Annotated in this window: 15 protein-coding genes; 13 read left to right on the forward strand and 2 right to left on the reverse strand. The window is 37.1% G+C overall.

Features of this window, described 5'->3' with window-relative positions:
* The first annotated feature begins 45 nt into the window (after window positions 1–45).
* From FHG85_RS05250 to FHG85_RS05280, 7 genes are all read left to right on the forward strand, one after another.
* The gene (locus FHG85_RS05250; protein ID WP_173073697.1) at window positions 46–1,551 is read left to right on the forward strand and encodes a PepSY-associated TM helix domain-containing protein; all 1,506 of its coding nucleotides are present in this window, start codon (window positions 46–48) and stop codon (window positions 1,549–1,551) included.
* Between the two features lie 57 nt (window positions 1,552–1,608).
* On the forward strand, window positions 1,609–2,196 hold the full coding sequence (nrfH, locus tag FHG85_RS05255) for a cytochrome c nitrite reductase small subunit (RefSeq protein WP_173073699.1): 588 nt from the start codon (window positions 1,609–1,611) through the stop codon (window positions 2,194–2,196).
* A 20-nt stretch (window positions 2,197–2,216) separates the two neighbouring features.
* Complete coding sequence (nrfA, locus tag FHG85_RS05260; RefSeq protein ID WP_173073701.1) at window positions 2,217–3,728, forward strand: ammonia-forming cytochrome c nitrite reductase; 1,512 nt, start codon at window positions 2,217–2,219, stop codon at window positions 3,726–3,728.
* A 454-nt stretch (window positions 3,729–4,182) separates the two neighbouring features.
* Window positions 4,183–4,953, forward strand: a complete 771-nt coding sequence (locus FHG85_RS05265; RefSeq protein WP_173073703.1) for a cytochrome c biogenesis protein ResB — start codon at window positions 4,183–4,185, stop codon at window positions 4,951–4,953.
* A gap of 1 nt (window position 4,954) precedes the next feature.
* Window positions 4,955–5,737 (forward strand): cytochrome c biogenesis protein, encoded by a 783-nt coding sequence (locus FHG85_RS05270; protein WP_173073704.1) that lies wholly within the window; start codon window positions 4,955–4,957, stop codon window positions 5,735–5,737.
* 14 nt (window positions 5,738–5,751) lie between these two features.
* Window positions 5,752–6,060, forward strand: a complete 309-nt coding sequence (locus tag FHG85_RS05275) for a cupin domain-containing protein (RefSeq protein WP_173073705.1) — start codon at window positions 5,752–5,754, stop codon at window positions 6,058–6,060.
* A 333-nt stretch (window positions 6,061–6,393) separates the two neighbouring features.
* Window positions 6,394–8,130, forward strand: coding sequence for a potassium channel family protein (locus FHG85_RS05280; RefSeq protein WP_173073706.1), 1,737 nt, complete (start codon window positions 6,394–6,396; stop codon window positions 8,128–8,130).
* A gap of 2 nt (window positions 8,131–8,132) precedes the next feature.
* Here the strand turns inward: FHG85_RS05280 and trmD are convergent, their stop codons facing one another.
* Both trmD and FHG85_RS05290 read right to left on the reverse strand, forming a co-directional pair.
* Window positions 8,133–8,813, reverse strand: coding sequence for a tRNA (guanosine(37)-N1)-methyltransferase TrmD (gene trmD / locus FHG85_RS05285; protein WP_173073707.1), 681 nt, complete (start codon window positions 8,811–8,813; stop codon window positions 8,133–8,135).
* A gap of 198 nt (window positions 8,814–9,011) precedes the next feature.
* On the reverse strand, window positions 9,012–10,424 hold the full coding sequence (locus tag FHG85_RS05290; protein WP_173073708.1) for a TlpA family protein disulfide reductase: 1,413 nt from the start codon (window positions 10,422–10,424) through the stop codon (window positions 9,012–9,014).
* Window positions 10,425–10,555: 131 nt separating this feature from the next.
* Between FHG85_RS05290 and FHG85_RS05295 the strand changes: the two genes are divergently transcribed.
* From FHG85_RS05295 to yidC, 6 genes are all read left to right on the forward strand, one after another.
* Window positions 10,556–12,565, forward strand: a complete 2,010-nt coding sequence (locus tag FHG85_RS05295; RefSeq protein ID WP_173073710.1) for a thioredoxin domain-containing protein — start codon at window positions 10,556–10,558, stop codon at window positions 12,563–12,565.
* Window positions 12,566–12,663: 98 nt separating this feature from the next.
* The gene (locus tag FHG85_RS05300) at window positions 12,664–13,827 is read left to right on the forward strand and encodes a hypothetical protein (protein WP_173073712.1); all 1,164 of its coding nucleotides are present in this window, start codon (window positions 12,664–12,666) and stop codon (window positions 13,825–13,827) included.
* A 327-nt stretch (window positions 13,828–14,154) separates the two neighbouring features.
* On the forward strand, window positions 14,155–14,595 hold the full coding sequence (locus tag FHG85_RS05305) for an Hsp20/alpha crystallin family protein (protein WP_220429239.1): 441 nt from the start codon (window positions 14,155–14,157) through the stop codon (window positions 14,593–14,595).
* Between the two features lie 185 nt (window positions 14,596–14,780).
* Window positions 14,781–16,781, forward strand: a complete 2,001-nt coding sequence (locus FHG85_RS05310; protein WP_173073715.1) for a DUF349 domain-containing protein — start codon at window positions 14,781–14,783, stop codon at window positions 16,779–16,781.
* 11 nt (window positions 16,782–16,792) lie between these two features.
* Complete coding sequence (locus FHG85_RS05315) at window positions 16,793–18,412, forward strand: CTP synthase (protein ID WP_173073717.1); 1,620 nt, start codon at window positions 16,793–16,795, stop codon at window positions 18,410–18,412.
* 39 nt (window positions 18,413–18,451) lie between these two features.
* Complete coding sequence (gene yidC / locus FHG85_RS05320) at window positions 18,452–20,314, forward strand: membrane protein insertase YidC (RefSeq protein ID WP_173073719.1); 1,863 nt, start codon at window positions 18,452–18,454, stop codon at window positions 20,312–20,314.
* Window positions 20,315–20,333 lie beyond the last annotated feature (19 nt).

Genomic DNA, 20,333 nt, shown 5'->3' on the forward strand with positions numbered 1-20,333 from the left:
GCAAAATGTGCTATTGAAAAAACTCGACTTATAAAGTTTTTCAGGATGTCTATTTACAAGGCCTTTAAAAAATATCACAAGTGGCCATCTTTAGTCTTTTCGTTGTTTTTTTTGATCTTTGCTGTAACTGGCATTTTGATGAACCATAGGAGGTTCATTGCATCTGTCGATATAAATCGAGATTATCTACCTAGCTCATATAAACTATCAAATTGGAATTTGGCATCTGTAAAAGGGGCTGCAGCTTGTGGAACCGATTCAATAATAATTTATGGCGGGGCTGGGATTTGGCTTACCAATACTCAATTTAATTCTTGGCAGCCAAAAATGGAGGGTATACCTAATGGTAGTGATTATCGAAAAATCTTTGATTTTCAGGTTACACCCTGGGGTTGGTATGCTGCCACTCGGTTTGGGTTATACTACTTACCTATAAATGCACCTTCATGGGTTAAACTGGCATTGCCCGATAACGATGAGTTTGCCACTTCAATTGAACTGGTAGATTCATCGCTTTATATTACCACTCGCAATAGTTTATACGCTCTTAACCGTAGTAATCAATCTTTATCTAGAGTTGATTTAATTCCGCCTTTAGGAGCTAAAAATTCAATAGGACTTTTTAGGGTTTTCTGGATAACACACAGTGGTGAGGTTTTAGGTGATTTTGGAAGAATTTTAGCCGATATAGTTGGACTCATAATGATTTTTTTAAGCATCACGGGGTTTATATATTTCCTTGCACCCAAAATCATTAAGCGACTTTATAAGAAAGTAAAGTTTCAGCTACTCAAATCAACAACACGTTTTTCCTTTAAATGGCATCTGAAAATTGGAGCAATCTCGGCTCTATTCTTGGTTATTTCAGGAATAACAGGTATCTTTTTGAGGCCGCCATTTCTTGTTGCCATTGCAAACAGCAAAATTGATAGGGGCGATAATTTTGAGCATTCGGCCTACTGGCACGACAAAATTAGAGATTTGCGTTTCGACCAAAACCGAAATATCTTCATTCTTGCTACATCCGATGGGCTTTACTATTGTAAAAATTTAGATGAGCCCTTGGTGAAATTCTCGCACCAACCGCCTGTAAGTGTTATGGGAATTAATGTGATGGAACCAGTTCCAAGCGGAAATATTTTAATTGGAAGTTTTACTGGCTTATTCCTTTGGAATCCTGATTCAGGAGATGTGATTAACTACATGGATGGGTCCCCATATAAGCCTGTTAGTGGACTAAGTAGGCCTGTTGGCGATATTTTGGTCTCTGGTTATGCAAAACTTAGCTCAGGTGAATATGTTTTTGATTATAATTCGGGAATAATGGGTGTAAACAACAGCACAGAATTAATAAAGATGCCTACAATTATTGAAAAATCGTATCGTTTCCCATTGTGGAACTTAGCACAAGAATTTCATACAGGTAGATATTTCTCTGCCATTTTAGGCGATTTTTACATACTCATTGTTCCTTTTACCGGACTAGCTCTTGCCCTTGTCTCAATAACTGGTTTTGTTATGTGGTTTATCAGGAGATCTTTTAAAGCATGATTATTTATCTTGATTCTAAATGTTAGCTTAACTATATTCGCATAATAACCCATACTTATGCTTACTTTATTAAATAAAATAATAAAATTTGTAACGCCTCCCCAAAAATGGAAGGTTCCTGTAATAATTGTGGCAGGAATTTTCATGGGAACAGGGCTTTTTGCATTTTACACATCAAGAGCATGGTCATATCTATCCGATGAACCTGCAACATGTGTAAATTGCCATATTATGCGGACTCAGTATGTGACTTGGCATCATTCTTCGCATCGTGAACATGCTACATGTAACGACTGCCATGTGCCACATGACAATGTTTTTCGCAAGTATTATTTTAAAGCAAACGATGGACTTAGACATGCTACAATATTTACTTTAAATACTTATTCTCAAACAATTAAAATGTTAAAACCTGGCCAGGGTGTGGTTCAAGAGAACTGCATTCGGTGTCATGGAAACTTAACGGCAATGGTTAAAGCCAATGTTGATATAGATGATATACTAGAAGGTAATGGCAAGCGATGTTGGGATTGCCATCGTGAGGTTCCACATGGTACCGTAAAAAGTTTATCTGCAACTCCATTTGGAACAGCACCAGTTCCTAAAACTGATACTCCTGCCTGGCTAAAAAAATTAATTAAGTAAACTCTAAACAACATATAAGTATGAAAACGCCACTTAGCGAAAAAATTGCCAAACGTCCTTGGATAGGATGGGCGCTTTTTATTGGAACAATGGCCATAGTGTTTGTGCTTGGACTACTTGCTGCAAGTATTGTTCAACGTCGGACTGAGGCTAACATACTTAATACTCCACGATATGAAATAGCGGAATTTGAACCTCGAAATGAGGCGTGGGGAATGGCATTCCCACGTGAGTATCAAACATATGCTCAAATGTCCGATACTAATTTTAGATCAAAATACGGTGGAAGTGCTTTTCGTGACCTACTAGAGGAAGATCCTCGATTGGTTATCCTTTTTGCAGGTTATGCATTCTCTAAAGATTTTAATCAAGCTCGGGGCCATATCTATGCAGTTAGCGATGTCCATAATACATTACGAACAGGGACTCCAGTTGATGAAAATGATGGTCCTATGACTTCTAGCTGTTGGACTTGCAAAAGCCCTGATGTTGCTAGAGTGATGTCGAAAATGGATCCTGCAGATTTTTATAAATCGAAGTGGTCCTCGATGCTTTCTGAAATTGTTAATCCTATTGGTTGTGCTAATTGCCACAATCCCAAAGATATGACCTTAAGGTTGTTTCAACTTCCATTAAAAGAAGCATACCAAAGAAAAGGGAAAGATTTAACCGCATCCTCGCTTAATGAAATGCGTACGCTTGTTTGTGCTCAGTGCCATGTTGAATACTATTTCAAGGGCGAAAGCAAGTATGTAACATTTCCTTGGGATAAGGGGCTTAACATGGAGGATATTGAAAAGTATTATGATGAGTACGACTTTGCAGATTGGATTCACCCTCTAAGCAAAACGCCCATTATTAAAGCTCAACATCCAGACTTTGAATTATTCCAACACTCAATACACTATCAGCGGGGTGTATCTTGTGCCGATTGTCATATGCCTTATGTTACTGAGGGTAGCCAGAAAATTACCGATCATAAAGTTCAAAGCCCTTTGAATAACATGGAGGCTTCTTGTATGGTTTGCCATAAACAAAGCAAGGAAGAGCTCATAAGAAATGTTTACGACAGACAAGACCGTGTAACTCAACAGAAGATTTTACTAGAAGATATACTTGTTAAGGCACATATCGAAGCAAAGTATGCTTGGGAGCATGGTGCCACCAGTGAGATGATGCAGCCTGTTTTAAAACTTATACGTCAGGCTCAATGGCGTTGGGATTTTGTTGCTGCCAGCCATGGAGCTTCTTTCCATGCTCCTATAGAAAGTTTACGTATTGTTGCTGATGGTATTAGCAAAGCTTCAGAAGCGCGCCTTGAACTTTCACGTGTTCTAGCCAAACTTGGTCATTTGGATTCTGTGCCTATGCCTGATATTAGCACTAAGGAAAAGGCTCAAGCATATGTTGGAATTGATCTAAAAAAGTTGAGGGCAGAAAAAGAGGAGTGGAAAAAAACTAAATTACCTAAATGGCTTGAAATGGCTAAGGAAAGAGAAAATGCTATGCCTTTGCCTAAACGAATAATGTAAATTTTTTATGGATAGTAATATAAGCCGAAAACCCTTGTGGACTATTCCATGGGGGTTTTCTGAAGGTTTTATTATAGCTTTTGGCCTTTTACTTGTTTCCTTTGGGTTAGAAATTATTTTTCCTTTTTCAAATGTTAGTAAACCACATTTCCCTAATAGTCTTTATTTTTTAATAGGCTTTGGTATTTTCATTTTTTTAACAAGTTTTTTTTTCAGGTCAAATAGTATTGTTAAATGGCTTTCGTCGGTAAATTCAGCAATCCCAGCAATAACATACTTTGTTTTTGTTGTTTTATTAATCGGGATAATCCCACAATCGAATCATCATAGTCATTTGGGTATATTCTCGAGTCTACTAAATTCATGGGTCTTCTTTTTCTCTTTCATCTTTTTACTACTAACACTGGGGTTTGCTACAATTTCGCGTTTATTCCCTATCTCATGGAAAAATTTTGTGTTTTTTCTTAATCATTTTGGTCTTTGGTTCTGTCTTGCTGCTGGTTTTTTTGGTGCTCCCGATAAGCAGGAAGCAGTAATGATTGTAAATCGTGGTGATCTTGTTTGGTACGGTAATAATGACAAGGGGATAAAAGTAGAGTTGCCAATTGCCATTGAATTGTTGGATTTTACAGCTGAGTTTTACCAGCCAAAACTAGCTATTCTATCTGACGAGATATTTACTTCTAACAATGAGTATGATTTATCTAGTTCTCCTGAAGTGTTAATTGATAATATTATTGTTCAGGTTGAGAAATACTTACCCAAAGCATTTTTTGTTGATAGTGCCTTTATTAATGCTAGTGGGGTTCCCTTTTCTTCCCATGCCGTTTATGTTAAAGTTTTTAATAAAAACTATTTGTTGATTACAAAGGGCTGGCTATCAACCCCATCAAAAGTTAGTAATGCTCATCATATAAATTTACCTGACGGGCGTAATTTAAAACTCTTACCACCAGAACCAAAATATTTTGGCTCATCAATTAAGGTGTATTCTAAAGTTTCTGAGTCAGTAAAGGTCGCAAGGGTTGAAGTAAATAAGCCTTTTATTATTGATGGATGGTGGGTATATCAACATTCATATGATAACTTGGCTGGGAACGAATCCTCTTATAGTGGTTTTAGGGTTGTAAAAGATCCATGGATGTATGCAGTTTATTTTGGGTTTGTTTTGATGATTATTGGTGTTTCTTTACTTCTTTTCACACAGTCGTTTAAAACTAAATAAAATGATCTGGAATTTTTTTGTTCCTACTGCAATTATTTCAATAGTATTATGGTTATTGGCAATAATACTTTTGCTTAAAAAAATAAACAAAAAGGGCATTTCTTTTCTGTTGGGAGTAGTTGGAACTTTACTGCTATCAATTTTTATTATATTTTACTGGATTGATATTGATCGCCCTCCTATGAGAACAATGGCTGAAACACGTTTGTGGTATTCCTTCCTTGTAAGCCTTGTAAGCCTTGGATTGTTTAAAGTTTATAAAAATAAAATACTGTTTAGCCTTGGATTATTTATGTCGACTGTTTTCTTGATTGTAGATATATTGCATCCTGAATATCATGGGAAATATTTGATGCCTGCGCTACAGAGTAGCTGGTTTGTCCCTCATGTTGTTGTTTATATGATTGCCTATGCTATTCTTGCTGCCTCAAGTTTATCAGTGATTGCTGGATTATTCACAAAATCAGATTATAATAACTATTTAATCCCTGCAATGAATTTGGTTTATCCAGGATTTGCATTTCTAACAGTTGGTATGCTATTAGGAGCGTTTTGGGCAAAGATTGCTTGGGGCGATTATTGGGCTTGGGACCCCAAAGAGACTTGGGCGCTTTTAACGTGGCTATTTTATTTGATTGTTATTCACGTGCAAAAATTTTTACCATATAAAAAGAAATTATTATCAAACTTACTTGTTATCTCATTTGTTGTATTGCTTGTAACTTGGTTGGGAATAAAATATTTACCATCGGCTATGCAGAGCATTCATGTTTATGGAGGTTAAAAAAATATTAACTTATGCTGAAACTTACTAGCTTATCCGATGCACCGCGTGTGCCATTCGACCTCGATGGTCGAATTATGTTCTCCAGCCAAAAGGTAGAGATGGTTCATCTTACTCTAAAGCCTGGCGAGAAAATTCCCATGCATTCAAACCCCTTTGAGGTTGTTTTTTACCTTCTAGAAGGTGAACTAGAACTCATCGTAAATAGTGATTCTGTTACTTTGATACCTGATAGTACAGTTCATGTTGGTATCGATGAAAACCGTTCACTAGAAAACAAAGCCGCTAAAATTGCTAGAGTTCTTGTTATCAAGGTGTTTTAGTGGTTGATTTTTCTTTATAATATTGGGATTCGACATGCAAGTAATCACTGGGTTGCACAGTGATAAATTTTGTATTCAAAAAAATGCTCTCCAATGTAAGTGTTGCTTATGCAACGTATTGTATATCAATTAAAACAATACTTAAATAATTATAAAAACTCTAAAAAGGACACCCCGGTGTAGGTTAAGATTAACGCTTTAAATTCAGAAATTACTTCATTTTTTATAGTTCAATCCCTTTCGTCCCGTCTAATTCTCTCTGATTTCTCAGATTCGTACAATCTAATTCCTCATCTTATAATTTTATCTTAACTTTAGTAAAATTTTTTATTTATGGCTTACTCGTTTGACTCATTTAAGGTTGAGATTATCGATAGACCCTTTATCCGTTCCGATGGCTTTTCTACCAAACAGACAGCCAAATTGGAACTTTTTAATGGTAAAGGGGGATTAATCACAACTCTGAACCTTGGAGTCCCCGATTTATCCGAGGTTTATGAAAGCATTGGACAAATGAAACCTGTAAACCTCGACTTCTGTTATATTTTTGGATTTTCGACCCTTGCATGTAAGCGTTACTTGCAAATCGATAAAAGTCAACCTATCCCAATTGCAGGTTTCTCGGCAAAGAATTCTTTTTTTCATTCTTCAATAAGTGTCGATTTCTCTTTTGCTCATTTCTCTGGCGATTTCATAATAGATGAATCATATATAGTAGCAGAACTCCTTGATTTTCACCTATCAAGTTATGGCACTCAATTTCGTTTAACAAACAGCTATATAAAAGCATCAAAGGCAAATGTTACCCAGGTGAGGTTTGAGGGTGAACGTGCGTCATTTAAGAATTCTACTTTTGATGAAGGTTTTAAGGACTTTCAGGATTCCTTTTTTGGTGCAAATGAAGTGATTTTTACTAATGTTGAGTTTAGCAGTGGCGATGTTTCGTTTATAAACACCGAGTTTAACTCCCAGGATGTCGATTTTCGTGTATCTCGTTTTGGCGTAGGAAAGGTTGATTTTCACTATGCCCGATTTGGAAATAGTGGTGTTTCGTTTGAAAGGGTTGATTTTGGAAGCGGGCGTGTCGATTTTCGTGCAGTTGAGTTTGGGGCTGGTAGAACATCGTTTAATCGATCCACTTTTATTGATGGGGAGATCAATTTTGAAGGAGCAGAGGTTCAAAAGGGAAAACTTTCCCTTAAACGGGTCGATTTTGGGAATTCATATCTGATTTTTGACCTATACCAAGGGTTTGGGACCGAGGTGCTTTTTGAACGCTCAACTTTTAATAATAGTGTCAGCTTTAGCGAAGCTAAAATCGGGAAGTTGTTATTTAGGGAATGCCAGTTTAATGCATCGGTAAATTTGCATGTTCAAAAGTGCGATGAGATATCTCTTGCTGGATGTACGATCAGAGATATTTTTGAATTTTATACACATGGCAAGCCCCCCGAAATAAAAAGCTTGAACCTGGCAGGTGTTCGTTTGTTAGGTCAGCTTTACATTGATTGGAATGCTAACCAGGTTTCTAATTTGATATATTCGCAAGCAGATACAAGCATTGTTGAAAAAGCTGAACAGTTCAGGATTCTTAAAGAAAACTTTAATGCACTTGGGCGTTACGATGAGGAGGATAAAGCTTATGTTGAGTTTAAACGGTGCGAGCTCAGATCGTCACGTAGTAAAGCTTCAGGCAATTTACTTAAAAGGATTACCAATACAACTTACTACTTTTTGAAAATGTTGCTGTTTGACTATATGGGTTTATATGCTACATCGCCCAAGCGTGTATTAATCAGCATCTTTTTTATCTATTTATTTTACAGCTTTCTTTATATTCTGATTATGGTATCTGGGGTAGGGCATGTTGTAGCGTCGTCAAGTGCGGTTGAATCGTTGGGACTTGTTCCACGTGCTTTCTATTTTAGCGTTGTAACCTTTTTTACAATTGGTTATGGTGATTTTTCTCCCGATGGTTTTGCTCGTATTGTAGCTGGTTCTGAGGGGTTTATGGGCGTTTTCCTTATGGCGTATTTTACGGTTGCCTTCGTAAGAAAGATTTTAAGATAGGGTTACTCGTCTTTAAGCAGATTAGGACGTAAACGCTTGGTGCGTTCAATGGCCTGTTCCATTTGCCATTTTTCAATCTCCTTAAAGTTGCCCGAGAGCAAAATATCTGGCACTTTCCATCCATTAAACTCTGCTGGCCTTGTATAAACTGGCGGTGCAAGCAGACCATCTTGAAACGAATCGGTTAGGGCAGAGGTTTCATCGGAAAGCACACCTGGAACCAAACGTACAACGCTGTCAACAATTATTGCAGCTGCTAGTTCTCCACCCGAAAGTACGTAATCGCCAATTGAAATTTCTCGAGTAATCAGATGCTCTCTAACTCTTTGATCTACTCCTTTATAATGGCCACATAAAATAATAATATTCTCTGTTGTGCTCAAGTAGTTTGCAGTTGATTGTTTATATGGCTCACCATCGGGTGAGGTGTAGATAATCTCATCATAATGGCGTTCGCTTTTTAGCTTTTCTATAACCTTAAATATGGGTTCAATCATAAGCACCATTCCTGCATCTGGACCGTAGGCATAGTCATCAACTGTTCGGTGTTTATTTGTAGTGTAATCACGTAGGTGGTGAATATGTATGCTTACAAGCCCCTTGTTTTGGGCTCGTTTTATAATTGAATGGTTTAGCGGACTCTCAATTAGTTCTGGTAGAACAGTAATAATATCAATTCTCATACTCCTGGTTTTTCGCTACAAAGGTACTAAAAAGGAAATAAACGAGTAGTTGTGTAGTTGCAAGATGTTGGACAATAATGATTTTGGCAATAAAGCCTGTTTTGTATTAAGCAGTTATCTTTCCTCTGAGAACTTTATAAGGTTGAATTTGTAAATCAGAAATGAAAAAGGAGCCCAGGAGGCTCCTATAATTCTTTGCTACTTATTCAGCTCTTCTGCCAAAATCTTTTCCAATGTTTCAACACTTATTCGTTTAGCCAAAATTTTCTTGTTTTTGTCTAAAACGTAAATAACTGGTGTTGCATAAATGTCGTATAGATTTCTGAAGTTTGAACTACGGGTTGGGTCCCAAACGTTTATCCATGGGAGCTGATTCTTCTCAATATACTCCATCCATTTGGGCTGATCGCCCTGGGTATAAACTGCGTAAACCTCAAATCCTTTATCTTTGAATTTTTCGTAAACTGTTTTAAGTTTTGGAGTCTCTTTCTTACAATGGCTACATTCTGGATCCCAAAAGTAAACTACAGTAATTTTAGCGTTAATATCACTTAACCTGAAATATTTACTATTGGGGTTTGGAAGCCAAAGGTCGGGGGCAATGTTTCCAATAATATTTGGCTTGATGGCTTTTACGCGTTCAGCTATTTTATCAATCAACTTTTGGTCGGCCCACCAAGCCTGACCTGCCAAGTAGTACTTTTCAGCAATTGCTACAAAAACACCATCCATCCCCATCCTGTCGGAAGTTTGAAACTTGTTTGTAAGAGTAGAAAGAACATACTGGAACATCTCTTTGTTTGCCCTTGCTTTCTCAATCAAATCAAATGCAGCAGGAATTATACTATCGGGCAGTGGTAGTAAAACTCTATCGAAATAGCTGTTAATTTTACTTTCGAGTATCGGAGTTCTAAGTAATCGAGCATCAGAAAAGTCGATGTTGTCAAAATAGTGATGTCTGTAAAAATTATAGTTATGTGCCCAAACAAGCGAATCGTGCTTTGGCGAATCGGGAGGGATGTTGTGCTTGGGAACATCAACATTTCGCATGGCTCGAATAATCGATGCTAAAAGAGTTCCTTTGTATTTGCTCTCAATATCATCCCAATATGCCATAACCTTGTCGTTGAGCGCATTCATTTTCTGACGTATCTCCTCCGATTTTACAGAATCCGAAAGCGCTTCTTTTAGCTGTTCGGAGAGTTCCTTGCTCTGCTTTTGCATTTCAATCATGAAACGCTGATAGTCTATAAAACCTTTATTAATAGAAGAATTTTTAAACTCTAAGTTTTCAAGCAAGTTGTCTTTCTTTGTAAATGCTGAAAACTGCTGGTTCTTATCAACAAGAACCTCAAAATAGTTTTTTTCAGGAAGGATAACCAGGTAAATTCCACCAGGCAGAAGAGTATCGCCCTCAAAAATGGCAATCCCATTTGAGTTTACTTTTGCAGTGTCTTTTACGTATTTCTTTTCACCAAAGTGATAGCCTAACAGCAATTCCCCTTCGGTTAGCCCATCAATTTTAACCTCTATTCGGTAGCCTTTCTGACCAAATGCGTTGAAGTAACCAAATGAACATAATGCTACTAGGAATATAACAAACTTTCTCATAAGTATATAGTTTTCATGTACGAACAAGCAAAGTTAACATTTTTGCTATTGATTATTTTGATTTAAGAAAATTTCAACAAAACTCGATAGTTTGTTGTTAGTGAAACAAACCTAATGCCAAAGAAAATAAAATGAAAAATTCGAATAGTTTTAAACCAAATAGATTAGTCAATGAGGTAAGTCCATATCTGCTTCAGCACGCATATAATCCTGTCGACTGGTATCCATGGGGCGATGAAGCTTTTGAAAAGGCGAAAAAAGAGAATAAGCTTTTGCTGATTAGCATTGGATATAGTAGCTGCCATTGGTGCCATGTAATGGAAAACGAGTCCTTTACCGATGAGCATGTGGCTAAAATCATGAATGAACGCTATGTTTGCATTAAGGTTGACAGGGAAGAGCGCCCCGATATCGATCAGATTTATATGAATGCTGTTCAGATTATCACTGGTCGAGGAGGCTGGCCTTTAAACTGTTTTGCACTCCCCGATGGGCGTCCTGTTTACGGTGGCACATATTTCCCAAAGGAGAATTGGGCTAGTATTTTAGAAAGCCTTGATGAAACATGGAAAAATGAACCAAACAAAATATTGGATGTTGCCGATGAAATATCACAAGGGATATCAAAAACAGAAATTATTCACTCAAAAGTTGATAAGGATAATGTAGATTTTAAGAATTTACTTCAAAAGAACCTCAGCTCTTGCAAGGAGCAGTTCGACTTGAAATTGGGCGGAACAAGAGGCGCACCTAAGTTTCCCATGCCTGGTCTCATTAAGTTTTTATTAACCGCAGGCCAACATTCAGGGCAGAAAGAGCTGCTGGAACATGTTTTTTTAACCCTGGAGAAAATTGTAAATGGTGGGATATACGATCATATTGGTGGAGGTTTCTTTCGTTACTCTGTAGATGAGAAGTGGTTCGTACCGCATTTTGAAAAGATGCTTTATGATAATGCGCAGCTAGTTGAGGTATACTCGCTAGCTTACCGGATTAATCCAAACCCAACATTTAAGAAAGTTGTGGAGCAAACCATAAGTTTTGCTGAGCGTCAATTACAATCGCAGCAAGGAGGTTTTTACAGCTCCCTCGATGCCGATACAGCAGGGCAAGAAGGTGGATTTTATACTTGGCAGAAAAGTGAGCTTGAGCATTGCCTAAAGGATGATTCTGAGCTTTTAAGTGTGGCTTATGGGATTACCCCAGTTGGAAATTGGGAGAATAAGAATATCCCCTTTAGAGCGCTTACTTCTTCGCAGCTATCCAGCATTTTTGGCTTATCGGAGCATGAGGTTGACCTTAAGTTAGAAAGTGGTTTAAAAAAGCTAAACGATTATCGGAGCTATCGTGTACCTCCAATAGTCGATGATAAAATCATAACTTCATGGAACGCATTGATGATTAGTGGATTAATTACCTCATACAATACCTTTGCTATTGAGCATCACCTTGACCTTGCTTTAGGCATAGCAAATTATATTACCAATAATCATATAACAGACAATGGTGAAGTTTTTCGAATAACGTGTAAGGAAAAAACTTATGGTGCGGGATTACTTGATGATTACGCGTTTACAGCAAATGCTTTTATTCAGCTATATCTTACTACGCATGATAAAAAGTGGATAGACCTTACCGAAAAAATAGTTGGAAAAGCCTTTGAGCAGTTTTTCGACGATAGTTCTGGCATGTTCTTTTTTACACCCCACAATACTGAGCTCATTGTTCGTAAAATGGAACTAATGGATGGTGTAATGCCTTCGGCATCTGCAATTATGGTAAAGGTTCTTAACCAGCTTGCCGAAATCAAAAATATTGATTCTTATAGAAAATCATCATATCAAATGCTTGCAAATGTGAGTAAGCATATTGAGTATGGTAACGTTTTTGTTTATGAGTGGGCAAACCAAATTCTTACCACAATTTTGCCAACTACTCAAATTAAAATTAACACAGCAAACCTTCAAGAAGATGAAAGATATATTAAATCTAAGATAGTTTTCCCTAATGTATTGTTTGTCAATTCAGAGGATATCCCTAATAAATATTTAATCTGTATCGGTAATGTTTGTCAATCACCAACTGATAATATTGACGATATTGTTAAATGGATTAATGCCATAAAGTTTGAGTACTACTAAAATTAAAAGTTTGTTTTGCCATTGGATTCTAAATTAATGCCAAAATATTTCATATTTTTTTTAACTTGCAAATGAAAATGGTAATTAAATTTTACGCAATGAAGCAAGTTAAAACCGTTTTACTAGTAGCAATTTCATTTATGCTTATCCTTTTATTAGCGCTACATCTTATTTGGTACTTTGGCAAGTCGCAGAAATTAAATATATACATCCTCGATAAAACAGTTACAAAAGCCGATAGAATAGAGCATAAATCTGTAGTTTGGCTACTCAACCAGTTAAGGTTTGTTGGGCCCGACGGAAAACCTTATAACCATTTAAAAGATTACTGGGGTTTTTACCCTATCGATACCAAGCAAGGCCTTTTTGATATTAAGTCCATCAGACTTAATGAAATAGATGCCTACGCTGCCGTATATGATGCCGTATACTATGCCGATTGTTATGGTGTTTACTCATATGAATGGTTCAAAAAATCGCCCAAAACAGTAAAATCTTCAAAGGTTTATGGTGGAATGAACCAAAACGATTACCTCTTTATCAAGAGAATGAACTCTCTTGGAAAGCTAGTAATTGGTGAGTACAATATGTTTAGTTCTCCAACAAATGCCCTTATTAGAATCAAAACCGAGGATATTTTTAATGTTGAATGGACTGGATGGACAGGTAAATATATTAGCAAACTAGATGTGGTTAAAGATGGGAATTCCAAATGGATTGCTAATCTTTACGAAAAACAACATCAAAAACCTTGGCCTACTGGATGCGATGGAATTATTCTTATAAGTAACGAAGGGTTGGTTGAGGTTTTATGTGTAGGCGAGGACCTAAATTCCGATCTAGTAAAGTTGACTCCCTCATCTGAAATGAAAACATGGGAAACTCAAGTTAGTGATGTGAATTTCTATGGTTGGTTCGATATCATTTCTTCTCGCCCAGGTTCAAAAGTTCTAGCAAATTTTAAACTTGATGTATCAGATGCGGGCGCAGAAAAACTTAAGACTTTAGGCCTTACAAGCCAATTCCCAGCAGTTGTTAAAGCATCAGAGAAATCTTTTACTTACTATTTTGCTGGTGATTTTGCCGAGAATCAGGTTTCAATGTTTACCTCTAAACTTAAGGGTGGTGCAATCCTAAATAGCTTACTTAACATGGGTAGCTCTGATAGAGATTTCTTTAATAAATTCTACAGCCCTATGTTAGAGCATATTTTTTCAACCTATTATGAAAAAAGCAACCCATTAGAGATTCAAATGAATTAGAGCTTAAACTCTAAATGCAGAACTACTACCTTGTCGCCCTATTTTGGGGCGATTTTTTATTTCTCTGAAGTACTAAAATTTAATTCCAATAATTAGACTTTTTTGTTTCTGACTAACGTGCATGCAATTTTTTTGTTTTATTCGAATTTTTAACATTCTGCATATTAGGCGAATAGGTTTAATTAATCGAGATTAACTTATTAAGATAAGACAAAATGGCTTTGGTTTTTAAGTGTTTGCTGACAAAATGGCCAGTTGTGAGCATTGGTACAAATTTCGTTATAGTGTTGATGTTGGTATGAATGTTAACTTTAAAATTTTAATAATATGACAATGTTAAGTTTTTACAATCCTTTAGCAACTCGTAGAACAGGATCAGAAATCGAAAGAATTTTCGATAACTTTTTTAAATCGACAAACGAGTTGGCAAATGCGCAGCTAAGCTATCCTGCTGTGAATATATATGAGGAACCTGAGCGTTTTCGCTTAGAAGTTGCTGCGCCTGGTTATTCAAAGAATGACTTTAGGGTAAGCATTGAAAACGAATTGCTTAAAGTAAGTGCTGAAAGGGAGAATAATCCTGTTGAGGGAGAAAGTTATACGCGTTGCGAGTTTCTAGTTGGCTCATTTGAGCGAGTGTTTACTGTAGGGAAAACAATTGATACTTCCAAAATTGATGCGCGTTACGAGAATGGTATTCTAACTGTTTTCTTACCCAAGCGCGAAGAGGCAAAACCACAAAAGCCTAGAACAATTAAGATCGATTAATAGTTTAAGCAATAATCCATAACAATAGCTCGAGATTATAAGTTCTCGAGCTTTTTGATTTTTTTTAAAGAGAGTTAATTGCTATTCTTTTCAAATAAAATGTTGGTGTTACGGTCGATAATATGTAATTTCGTAGCGAATTATTTATAAATATACCTGATTTCTAACTGGTTAAGATTTGCGCTATGAACACGAATGAGCTAAACGATCCTAAGGATCAAAACCTCGAGAATGTCGAGGGTACGAATGTATCTGTGAATAACAATAGTAGTGATGCTGTTGAAGAGCCTAAAAAAGAATCGGCCGATAAGGTGTCTGATGAAGAAGCTTTAACTCCAAACCATGATGATATTAATGATGATGAGGAGGAGGATGTAAAGCCTATTGACCTTGATGATGAGTCCACCGATGATGATGAGGATGATGAGCACGCCGATGAAAATGAGGAAGAGGACGATGAACCTTCTGTGGACTACTCAAACATGTCTAAGGATGAGTTGGTACAAGCCTTAAAGGATCTTATTTATAATCGACCAATTCAGAAGATTAGACAAAAGGTTGAAAGCATTAAGAGCGTATTTTATCGTAAGCACAGGGCCGAGATTGATAAGTTAAAGAAAGAATTTGTTGAGGGTGGAGGTGATATTGAGCAATTCACACTGCCAGAAGATAATGCTGAGTTACAAATTAAAGAGTTGCTTAAGCTTTATAGGCAAAAAAGAGCTCAGTACAATGCTCAAATCGAGGAAGAAAAACAAAAGAACTTGGCTCTTAAACAGGAGGTTATTGAAAAGATTAAAGAGCTAGTTAACAGCACAGAACCTGTAGGAAAAATATATCAAGAGTTTAGAGAACTCCAAAAACAGTTTATTGAAATTGGTCCAGTGCCTCAGGCAAGTCTTAACGACCTCTGGAATACATACCATCATCACGTACAAGCCTTTTACGATTTTGTAAAAATTAGCAAGGAATTACGTGAACTCGATTTTAAAAAGAACCTAGAGAGTAAAATAAAACTTTGCGAGCAAGCCGAAGAGCTGCTTCTTGAACCAAATGTGGTTGCTGCCTTCAAAAAGTTACAAAAATTACACGATCAATGGCGCGAAATAGGTCCAGTGCCACGTGAGAATCAAAACGAGATTTGGGAGCGTTTTAAGGAAGCAACAACCAAGATTAATAAAAAGCATCAGGAGCATTTTGAAAACCTTAAGGAGCAGTACAAGAAGAACCTTGAGGCAAAAAAAGAGCTATGTGAAAAGGCTGAAGAGCTTGCTGCGCAAAACCCCGAAACTATCAAAGAATGGAATAAACTCTCAAAAGATCTTATTGAGCTACAAAAAATTTGGAAGACCATTGGTTTTGCTACCAAGAAGGAGAATAATAAGATATTTGAGCGTTTTCGGAATGCATGCGATAATTTCTTTAACAAGAAGAGAGACTTCTTTAAAGAAATAAAGGAGCAACAGCAAAACAACTTACAACTCAAGACAGAGCTATGCATTCAGGCTGAATCGATGAAAGATAGCACAGACTGGAAAAAAACTACCGAAGATTTAATTGATCTTCAAAAACGCTGGAAGCAAATAGGCCCTGTACCTCGCAAATATTCCGATGAAATATGGAAACGCTTCCGTGCTGCTTGCGATTATTTCTTTGAACAAAAATCTAAGCACTTTGCTACTGTCGATCACTCATACGAGAAAAACCTTAAAGATAAGGAGGCTTTAATAGCAGAGGTTGAAGCATTTGAATTTGGCGAAAATATCGAGGACAACCTTAAGGCGTTAAAAGAATTTCAGCGCCGTTGGATGGAAATAGGTTTTGTTCCCATAAAGCATAAGGATGAAATCCAAAAACGCTTCCGTGCAGCTATTCAAAAGCATTTTGATAAAATCAACCAGCTTGATGAGAGCAATAAGATGCTTATTTTTAAAGCAAAGCTTGAAGAGGCAAAAACAAATCCACGCCAGCTTTCAAAACTTAAGAAAGATCGAGAAAAAATGTTTAACCGCATGCGTAAGCTAGAGAATGATTTGATTGTTTGGGAAAATAACATTGGATTCTTTGCTAAAACAAAGAATGCCGAAGCTATGATTAATGAGGTTAAGCAAAAAATAGAGAAAGCTAAGAGAGAGATTGAGGAGTTGAGCGAAAAGATAAGAATGATTGATCAACTAGATAAGTAAACCATTTTATAATGCAACAGTCGTCTGCTTCAACAAAGTATGTGTTTGTAACTGGAGGAGTTGCCTCATCTTTAGGTAAAGGAATAATTTCTGCCTCGTTAGGCAAACTCCTTCAGAGTAGAGGATACTCTGTAACAATTCAAAAACTCGACCCATACATTAATGTCGATCCAGGAACCCTAAATCCTTATGAGCATGGTGAATGCTATGTGACTGAGGATGGTGCCGAAACTGACCTCGATCTAGGCCACTATGAACGCTTTACCGGTGTCCCTACTTCCCAGCTCAATAATGTTACTACAGGTAAAATTTACCAAACAGTTATAAGCAAGGAACGCCGTGGCGATTATTTGGGAAAAACCGTACAGGTTATTCCTCACATTACCGACGAAATTAAACGCCACATTAAGCTTCTTGGAAACAAAAACAAAACGGATGTTGTAATTACTGAGATTGGAGGAACTGTTGGTGACATTGAGTCTCTTCCTTTTATAGAGGCTGTTCGCCAGTTACGATGGGAGCTAGGTCCCAATAACTCCGCGTTTATTCATCTTACCCTAGTACCTTTCCTTTCTGCTTCTGGTGAGCTAAAAACAAAACCAACTCAACATTCTGTTAAGGAATTGCTCGAAAATGGAATCCAACCCGATGTTCTTGTCCTTCGTACTGAAAAGAGCCTTAGCGAGGAGATTAAAAGAAAAGTTGCTCTTTTCTGTAATGTTGATCCAGATGCCGTAGTTGAGTCTATCGATGTTAAAACAATTTACGAGGTGCCACTTAGGATGCTTCACGAAAAGTTAGATTTAACTATTCTGCGGAAGCTAAACTTACCAGCTCGTCAACCAGAACTTACCGACTGGGAAATGTTTGTCGAACGGGTTAAAAAACCCTCTAAAAAGGTAAACATTGGCCTGGTTGGGAAATATGTTCAGCTGCCAGATGCGTATAAGTCCATTATTGAGTCGTTCATACATGCTGGAGCAGCAAATAACTGCAAGGTAAATTTGGAATTGATTCAGTCAGAAGATCTCAATACAGAGAATATTAATGAGAAACTTTCTCATTTGAATGGAATACTTGTAGCACCTGGATTTGGTCATAGAGGGATTGAAGGGAAAATTTTAGCAGTTAAGTTTGCTCGTGAAAACAAAATTCCTTTCCTGGGAATTTGTTTGGGTATGCAGTGTGCGGTTATTGAGTTTGCACGTAATGTATTGGGACTTGCTGATGCCAACTCAACCGAAATGGTTCGAAATACAACAAACCCTGTTATCGACCTTATGGAAAATCAAAAAGGAATAACCGATTTGGGTGGAACCATGCGATTAGGAGCTTATCCGTGTGTGATAGAAAAAGGCTCAAAGGCTCATAAGGCTTATCTAGCCGAGGAAGTTAAGGAGCGTCATCGTCACCGGTATGAATTCAACAATAAGTATTTGGAGCAATTTAAGAATGCAGGAATGTTACCTGTTGGAATCAATCCAGATACTGAACTAGTTGAGATTATGGAGCTACAAGATCATCCTTGGTTTGTTGGTGTTCAGTTCCATCCGGAATATAGTAGTACCGTTTCTAAGCCTCACCCTTTATTTGTAGCTTTTGTTAAAGCAGCAATGAGTTTTAAAAAGTAGCTAATCGATTTTTAAAGTATTAACAGTAAAAGATTCGAAATGGATAGAAATACAATTATTGGACTTGTGCTCATATTTTTAATTATGATTGGTTTTGGGTACTTCACTCAGCCATCAAAGGAGGAGCGAGAAGCAATGCAACGAAAGGCCGATTCAATAGCACAGGTTCAAGCATTGCAACAACAGAAAAAATTGGAAGAGGAGAAAGCTGAGAAAAAAGTTGCATCGATAGAAGTTGACACTATTAAGCAAGAACAGGTTGAAAGCCAATTAGGAGCCTTCTCTAATGCTACATCAGGTGTTGAAAAATTTGTTACCCTCGAGAACGATCTAATGAAGGTTACGCTTACATCTAAGGGGGGTAGGGTGTACTCTGTAGAACTTAAAAAATACAAAACCTACAATGGCGATCCCCTTGTGCTTTTTACTGGCGATGAGAACACTTTTGGTCTTCAATTCTGGGGCGATAACAAGGCAATTAAAACTAATGATCTCTTTTTTACACCACAATCTAGCGACTCCGTTATTGTTGCATCAGCCGATTCTGTTTCTCTAACAATGCGACTTCAAGCAGGCGATAGTGCATACATCGATTATACATACACTATCAAGCCAGAGAGCTATATGCTTGGTTTTGATATCAAGTTCTCGGGACTAGATAAAACCATTGGAAACAGAATGGGATATATAGATTTAATTTGGGATACTAAATTATTACACTTAGAAAAAGGACTACAGAATGAGCAGAACTATACAACAATAGCTTATCTGTTCCAAAATGGCGATTACGAAGAGCTTAATCCTAGGAGCAAAGGGGCTGAAAAGGAGGAAATATCTAACAAATTAAAATGGGTGAATTTTAAGCACCAGTTTTTCTCTTCTGTTATTGTTGCTAAAGATCATTTTGTAAATGCCGATTTGTTATCCGAAAAGTTGAACGATGGCAATCATGTTAAACATTTTAATGCCCGACTTGCTCTACCTTTCCAAAATTTTGCTCAAGAAACCATTAATTTAAGCCTATTCTTTGGTCCGAACCATTTCAAAACTCTTGAAGCCTATGGCTTAGGCTTTGAGAAGGTTGTACCTCTTGGAAGCAATATTATTCGTTGGATTAATAAGTATGTGGTAATTAATGTATTTAACTTTTTAAGCCGATTTATTTCTAACTACGGTCTAATTATACTTATCCTAACCATACTTATCAAGCTTGTTCTTTTCCCATTAACATACAAGTCATATTCAAGTTCAGCCAAAATGAGGGTGCTTAAACCTCAGATTGATGAAATTAATGCTAAATACCCTAAGAAAGAGGATGCCATGAAGAAACAGCAAGCTGTAATGGCCCTCTACAAAAAAGTTGGGGTTAATCCAATGGGCGGATGTATTCCTGTTCTTATCCAGTTCCCTATACTTATTGCTATGTTCCGTTTCTTCCCTGCATCGTTTGAGTTAAGGCAACAAAGCTTCCTTTGGGCTGATGACCTTTCTTCTTTCGACTCTATCCTTAATCTTCCTTTCTCTATTCCTTGGTATGGCGATCATGTCAGCTTGTTTACCCTTTTAATGGCAGTTGCAATGTTCGTAACATCGAAAATGAACGCCGATCAAATGGGTGATTCAAACGCTCAAATGCCTGGCATGAAGTTTATGATGACTTGGATGATGCCTATTATGCTTCTTTTATGGTTCAATAACTATTCTGCTGGTTTGAGCTATTACTACTTCCTTTCTAACCTTATTACCATTGGCCAAACCTTTATGATTCGCCGTTTTGTTGATGATAAGGCTTTACTTGCCAAACTTCATGAAAACGCTAAGAAGCCAGTCACAAAGTCTAAATGGCAACAGCGACTTGAAGAAATGGCTAAACAACAGCAGCAAGCTAAAAAGAAAAAGTAATATATTTGATTGAGCCGCT

Source organism: Tenuifilum thalassicum, assembly GCF_013265555.1.
Classification (GTDB): domain Bacteria; phylum Bacteroidota; class Bacteroidia; order Bacteroidales; family Tenuifilaceae; genus Tenuifilum; species Tenuifilum thalassicum.